The organism is Salinivibrio sp. PR919, assembly GCF_001995355.1.
Classification (GTDB): Bacteria; Pseudomonadota; Gammaproteobacteria; order Enterobacterales; family Vibrionaceae; genus Salinivibrio; species Salinivibrio proteolyticus.
Window position 1 is genome coordinate 1 of sequence record NZ_MUFL01000124.1, and the last position, 5,883, is coordinate 5,883.

Sequence of the window (5,883 nt, forward strand, 5' to 3'; positions counted from 1 at the left end):
AAGCGAGGTTTCAAAGCTAAAAACGGTCAGTTTCAGCGCTTGGTGTGAGGCGTCGCATAACACATATGAGCCCTTCTCCGGTCAATAGGCAATAGCATTTTTTGGGCTACGCCAGCAGCTAATGCTCTCGAACAACAAAGTCGTCTACTTCGCTCTGTCATTTCCGCCATTAAGTCATTGCTTACGGCAAACACATATAGAAAGTCTCTTACTGCGGTCTCACCGCTGCCTGCCAATCATATGACAGGGCAATTAGACATTACTTCCCGTCCCCACGCAGGAGCGTGGGAACGAGTTATAGAGAATGACTTTTCCGTGGTCATCCACCGCGTGAAGAGAAAAGTGGTGCTTGGCGAGATCAACGCCACAAAAGAATTGAGTAGACATGGTTACCTCCGGTAATAAAGGCCGCACCTAAGTGTGGCAGATCTTCAAGAGGGGGAATCCATGTCATTCGTTAACTGGCAAAAGGAGTATTGAACATTGGAAGGACTGATAGCCCAATATACGGGTGCTAATGAAGATCAAAGACTGACAAGACAGTATATTGCTCAGTTAGAGTTTGACACCACAATGCACAAACTCGAACCATATTTGTCAAAAGGCAAATCGGTATGTGAGCTGGGAGCAGCTACGGGTCGTTACTCTTTAAGTTTTGCAAAAATGGGTTGTGATGTAACAGCTGTAGAGCTTGTACCTGAGCAAGTCGATATTCTAAATACCAAAGCTAAATCCGAGGGTATCGACTTAAGAGTGTTTGAGGGAAATGCGTGTGATGTTTCATTTATTGAGAGTAGTTCTCAAGATGTTTGTGTGATCCTAGGGCCCTTATATCACTTGAAAACTCTGCACGAAAGAGAGCTGGCGATAAAAGAAGCTTTGCGTATTCTGAAGCCAAATGGGGTGTTAGCTGTTGCCTATATCTCACGCTTTTTTGTCGCGGGCATGTTCGCTCAACAATTTCCGGAATTGATTACCCCCGAAGTGCTTATCGAATTAAATAAGCACGGCACAGTTTCAAATTCAAAAGCAGATAGTTTCTTTAATGTAGGGTACTTCGCCACACCGGCTGAAATTGAATGTTTGGTTCAAGACAATGGTTTTGGTGTTATCGGTCACTCCGCAACAGATGGCTTTGGACGTTATATTTCTAATGGTGTTAATGGCTTTACACCATCTCAATATCAAACTTGGTTAGATTATCACTTAATAAATTGTGATGAACCTAGTTTATTAGGTTCAAGTAATCATGGTTTAGTGATCGCTAGAAAAGCCAGTTAACACATATGAGCCCTTCTCCGGTCAATAGGCAATAGTATGTTTTGGCTGCGCCAGCAGCCAATGCTCTCGAACAACAAAGTCGTCTACTTCGTTCTGTCATTTCCGGCATTAAGTCATTGCTTACGGCAAACACATATAGAAGGTCTCTTACTGCGGTCTCACCGCTGCCTGCCAATCATATGACAGGGCCATTAGACATTACTTCCCGTTCCCACGCAGGAGCATGAGAACGAGTTATGTAGAATGACTTTTCCGTGGTCATCCACCGCGTGAAGAGAAAAGTGGTACTTGGCGAGATCAACGCCACAAAAGAATTGAGTAGACATGGTTACCTCCGGTATTAAAGGCCGCACCTCAGTGTGGCAGATTCTCAAGGGGAGAATCAATGTCATTCGTTATAACGCTACAGGAGTACAGAGTGAAAATAGGCATTGTTCAGATGCAAATGAGATGGACTGTTGCACAAAACCTTTCGACAATATCTGGATACATTAAAAGGCTAGGTGCACTAGATGTCTTAATTTTCCCTGAACTCGCATTAAGTGGATTTCATAGAAATATAAAAGCTGAATGTAAAGAACTCTTAATTCAAAATGCCATAGTCGAACTACAAAAATTAGCGAAAAAGTATCGAATAAGTCTGTTTTTTGGTGCACCTAAAGTAGTTGGGTTAAATGTGTTCAATAGTTATTTGTGCATCAATAAAACTGGTCAGGTCATAGCACAATGGGACAAGGCTGGATTGACTGAAAGTGAATCCCAGTTTTTTGCTAAAGGTGGTAATAGAAGCGTATTTGAGCTTGATGGCACTCGCTATACCACGGTAATTTGTCGAGAAGTCGAGGATGCTGACTGGTTTATTTCTCAAGTTCGTTCCTGCTCTCCAGAAATCATAGTTTGGCCTAGCTATATCAGGCAGAGCGGCAATGATAATACCTTAACGGGCTATTTTTCAGCGGCTTCTGAAATAGCTAAGGAACTCGATGCGTTTGTTTTACAGTGCAACTGGCCACAAGCGCTCAACGCTCAGAACATTCGTGGATTAGGTGGTAGCCGTATATTTGGAACCGATGGTAAATGTCTTTTTTCCATGCCTGTAGACCAACTTGCGATAAGTATCTTGGAGTTTTCTAAGGGGGCGTTGAGGTCAGTTGAGACTATGAGTTCACTGGAAACCGCGTTATAACAAACGAGTATGTCGTCAATCCTAAATTTTAGCGAGGTTTTTATCCCACATCACGTCGTCTCTAAGCATCAAATTTAAGAACATCACCATCTTCCGCATGCAGGAAGTAATGGCGACTTTTTCGACTTTCGGCGGCGCTAATCGATATACGTCTTTTTTAACGTGTAATAAATTAACGCGTGAAACAGAGTCATGGAGAATGACTTTTCCGTGGTCATCCACCGCGTGAAGAGAAAAGTGGTACTTGGCGAGAGCAATGCCACAAAATAATTGAGTAGACATGGTTACCTCCGGAATTAAAGGCCGCACCTAAGTGTGGCAGATCTTCAAGAGGGGGAATCCATGTCATTCGTTATGCGCACCGGAAAAGAATTRAGCTTCATAGGAGGAATTATAAGTGGGCGATTTTTACATAGATCTAAAAGGATTGGCGGCATACTATGAAGTTCAATGGCTTGATAAACTTCGCTTAAGTGGGGTGTTTGAGCAATTGGAGAGTAAATCTAAGTACGTACCTGAATCGTTTATCTCCTCAAACCACACACAAAGTGTAGCTAAGTTTATTATTGAGTGTCTCGAATATGAAAGTATTAATCCTATAAACGTATTAGAGGTAGGGGCAGCTTTGGGGCGAAATAGCTACGAGTTAGTTACTAACATGCCAAGCATTAGTTCTGTAACAGTTGTTGAACCGTCTCACCGCTTGCTATCAAATCTCAAACAAATACTAATTGATGGTACTAAATGTGAATTTCCTTATATCAAGAGCTTGAAAGAGTTGGGGTGTTTGGATTTTGATACTTCAGCAATAGCAAAAGCATGTAATCATGTAGTATTTACTTTAATAGAAGCACCTTTCGAACATGGTGTGGTTACGAAAGAGTTCGATTTAACAGTTTGCCTCAACGTACTTGATCAATGTGAGTCGCCTAAAAATTTAGTAAAAGCACTAAAGGATGCAACTGTTTTTAATGGAGTGTTAGTTTTGTCATGTACTTATCAGTGGAACAAAAAGCATTTAAAAGAAGAAAATGAAGCTGTTAATGATATAAACGACTACTTTGGCGAAGGTTGGGAAAAGCTATCTGAAGATGAACATGAATACAAGATAAGGTATAACGAAAGGTATTCGTTACTATTTCTTTCTCATATAGTCGCTTACAAAAAAGTTGGTAGCTAACACTTGGTCCGTACACATAAAAAACGACTATATTTTCAATCACTATATTTTGGCGACYTTTTCGACTTTCGGCGGCGCTAATCGAGATACGTCGTTTTTAACGTTTAATAAATTAATGCGTGAAACGGATTCATGGAGAATGACTTTTCCGCGGTCATCCACCGCGTGAAGAGAACAGTGGTGCTTGGCGAGATCAACGCCACAAAAGAATTGAGTAGACATGGTTACCTCCGGTATTAAAGGCCGCACTTAAGTGTGGCAGATCTTCAAGAGGGGGAATCATGTCATTCGTTAGTTTGCTACAAAGAATCGCGAAGTATTAAGGAACATATGGAAATAGAAATAAGACCAGCCAAGGARGACGAACTGGAGTTCCTCCATTCTTTTGTTGTTTCAAACGATGAATGGACAAAGTTTAATGGCCCTTACTTTACTTACTCGCATCCATCACTAGAACAGTTTGAGAAATCTTCATTTCAAAGATTATTAAATGGTTCAGACTTACAGTTAGTCACTGCAAATGATGTACCTGTTGGGACAGTGAATTGTTACTGGGAATGTGAAGAAATTCGCTGGCTTGAAGCTGGTATTATCATTTATGATTCTGCATGTTGGGGTAAGGGTATCGCAGCACGAGCCATTCCTCTCTGGGTTTCATACTTATTTAATACTAAAGAAATTGAGCGTGTTGGTATGACAACTTGGTCGGGTAATTCTCGCATGATGTCACTAGCATTGAAATTAGGCTTCCAACAAGAAGCTAGATTGCGAAAAGTGCGTTACTACGAGGGCAAGTACTACGATTCAGTTAAATATGGGATGCTGCGTTCGGAGTGGTTAGAACGCAACTGGCAAAGTTTTTAAGAGAAATCTTCAGCGCCTGGCATTTTCAGTTTTAATCAGCTTTGGTACTTACGCACAATGGATTAGCTAAGGGATAAGCGTTGTTCACACCTTAATTCGGTTCACTTTATTGGAATATTGAACGTTATGGATGATACTTTAGCAACTTGGCGTCAGTACTACGAAAAATCATTGTTACGCCCCCACAATTCACKCACTGAACTCGCCATTGAGTTGGATCAGTCTGGACTGAAAACCGCTGTTGATTGCGGTTGTGGAACCGGAAGTGAGATAGCGTATCTAGAGCAGCAAGGCTATCGGGTGTATGGCTTTGATATTAATCCAGACTCTATTGCGATATGTTCAGAAAGGTTTAGTTCAAAGCCGCTGGTTAAACTTTCAGAGTGCTCATTTGAGTCTTTCAATTATCCTTCTACTGGCATAGTGATAGCAAATTCAAGTTTGTTCTTTTCTGATCCGATAGAGTTTAAAAATACATGGCGAAAACTTGCTTCTTCTATCGCGGTTGGTGGTGTTTTTGTAGGTGATTTTATGGGGCCTAGAGATACTTGGGCAACGAATTTTCGGTTACCGACGGCTCCGTTGAGTAAAGAACAAGTTGAGCTCTTATTTGAAGAGTTTGAAATAGTCAGTTTCAAAGAACGTGATGAGCCTGGCGCGACAATGGTTGGAGCCCCTAAGCATTGGCATATTTTTTCAGTGGTTGCTGTAAAACGTACATCATAATATGGTCACCTGATATACAACATTAGTAATGTAAGCTTTTTTATTAGATTGTAATGCTGGGAATTTTTCTAGTGCGTTGGCATTAGTGATAGATATAAAAAAGTATACGGTTTCTTTACTATTGCGCTTCTCCTTTTTCCACAGAGAAGAATGGTAACGATCCCCACATTACTTTCAAGTACAAGGGAAAGAGTTTTTGAAGCAGAGTAGAAGTGAGTTTTGGTCAGGTGAGGAATATGATGCCCAGTATGGTAATTACTATTCGGATGAAATATCGTTCTTTCAGGATTTAATGCTTCATCGAAATATCTTATCCCTACTAGATGTCTGCTGCGGGACTGGCCTAGTAACAATTCCATTATCAAAGAAGTTATCTCATGCAGTAGGTATTGATTTTTCTCGTTCAATGGTTGATTTTGCGAAGCATAAGTCATCAAATACTAGTAATGTCACGTTTTATGAAAAGGATGCCGTAAGTTTCGACTTAAAAAGCGTCTTTGATCTGATTATTATGACGGGAAATGCCTTTCAAGCATTTCTTTCAGATACAGACCTTTCATCCATGCTCGAAAATGTAAAAAAACACATGCACGGAAATAGTTTTTTTGTATTTGATTGTCGACTTCCATGTCCTAAGTACTTTGAC

At 40.8% G+C, this 5,883-nt stretch carries 7 protein-coding genes and 3 pseudogenes; 6 read left to right on the forward strand and 4 right to left on the reverse strand.

Going from position 1 to position 5,883, the window contains the following annotated elements:
- Positions 1 to 279 precede the first annotated feature (279 nt).
- Positions 280 to 387 (reverse strand): annotated as a pseudogene (locus BZG83_RS17105) (IS110 family transposase); the annotation flags it as partial.
- 96 nt (positions 388 to 483) lie between these two features.
- On the opposite strand from BZG83_RS17105, the gene BZG83_RS15560 reads away from it, so the two are divergent.
- Positions 484 to 1,281 (forward strand): class I SAM-dependent methyltransferase, encoded by a 798-nt coding sequence (locus tag BZG83_RS15560; RefSeq protein WP_077481902.1) that lies wholly within the window; start codon positions 484 to 486, stop codon positions 1,279 to 1,281.
- Positions 1,282 to 1,499: 218 nt separating this feature from the next.
- Here the strand turns inward: BZG83_RS15560 and BZG83_RS17180 are convergent.
- Positions 1,500 to 1,607: pseudogene (locus tag BZG83_RS17180) on the reverse strand (IS110 family transposase); the annotation flags it as partial.
- A gap of 92 nt (positions 1,608 to 1,699) precedes the next feature.
- Between BZG83_RS17180 and BZG83_RS15565 the strand changes: the two are divergent.
- Positions 1,700 to 2,467, forward strand: coding sequence for a carbon-nitrogen hydrolase family protein (locus tag BZG83_RS15565; protein WP_077481912.1), 768 nt, complete (start codon positions 1,700 to 1,702; stop codon positions 2,465 to 2,467).
- A gap of 21 nt (positions 2,468 to 2,488) precedes the next feature.
- On the opposite strand, the gene BZG83_RS17185 is transcribed toward BZG83_RS15565, so the two are convergent.
- Positions 2,489 to 2,749, reverse strand: a complete 261-nt coding sequence (locus BZG83_RS17185; protein ID WP_077481903.1) for a hypothetical protein — start codon at positions 2,747 to 2,749, stop codon at positions 2,489 to 2,491.
- Positions 2,750 to 2,864: 115 nt separating this feature from the next.
- Here BZG83_RS17185 and BZG83_RS15575 point away from each other — a divergent pair, with 115 nt between their 5' ends.
- The gene (locus tag BZG83_RS15575; RefSeq protein ID WP_077481905.1) at positions 2,865 to 3,647 is read left to right on the forward strand and encodes an SAM-dependent methyltransferase; all 783 of its coding nucleotides are present in this window, start codon (positions 2,865 to 2,867) and stop codon (positions 3,645 to 3,647) included.
- A 105-nt stretch (positions 3,648 to 3,752) separates the two neighbouring features.
- Here BZG83_RS15575 and BZG83_RS17055 read toward each other — a convergent pair.
- A pseudogene (locus tag BZG83_RS17055) lies at positions 3,753 to 3,869 on the reverse strand (IS110 family transposase); the annotation flags it as partial.
- Positions 3,870 to 3,977: 108 nt separating this feature from the next.
- Here BZG83_RS17055 and BZG83_RS15585 point away from each other — a divergent pair.
- From BZG83_RS15585 to BZG83_RS15595, 3 genes are all read left to right on the forward strand, one after another.
- Positions 3,978 to 4,511 carry a GNAT family N-acetyltransferase gene (locus BZG83_RS15585; RefSeq protein ID WP_077481908.1) on the forward strand — a complete coding sequence of 178 codons (534 nt, stop codon included), beginning with the start codon at positions 3,978 to 3,980 and terminating at the stop codon, positions 4,509 to 4,511.
- Between the two features lie 126 nt (positions 4,512 to 4,637).
- Positions 4,638 to 5,237 carry a class I SAM-dependent methyltransferase gene (locus BZG83_RS15590; protein WP_077481910.1) on the forward strand — a complete coding sequence of 200 codons (600 nt, stop codon included), beginning with the start codon at positions 4,638 to 4,640 and terminating at the stop codon, positions 5,235 to 5,237.
- 196 nt (positions 5,238 to 5,433) lie between these two features.
- The coding region (locus tag BZG83_RS15595; RefSeq protein WP_131825106.1) for a class I SAM-dependent methyltransferase at positions 5,434 to 5,883 on the forward strand (450 nt) is incomplete at its 3' end.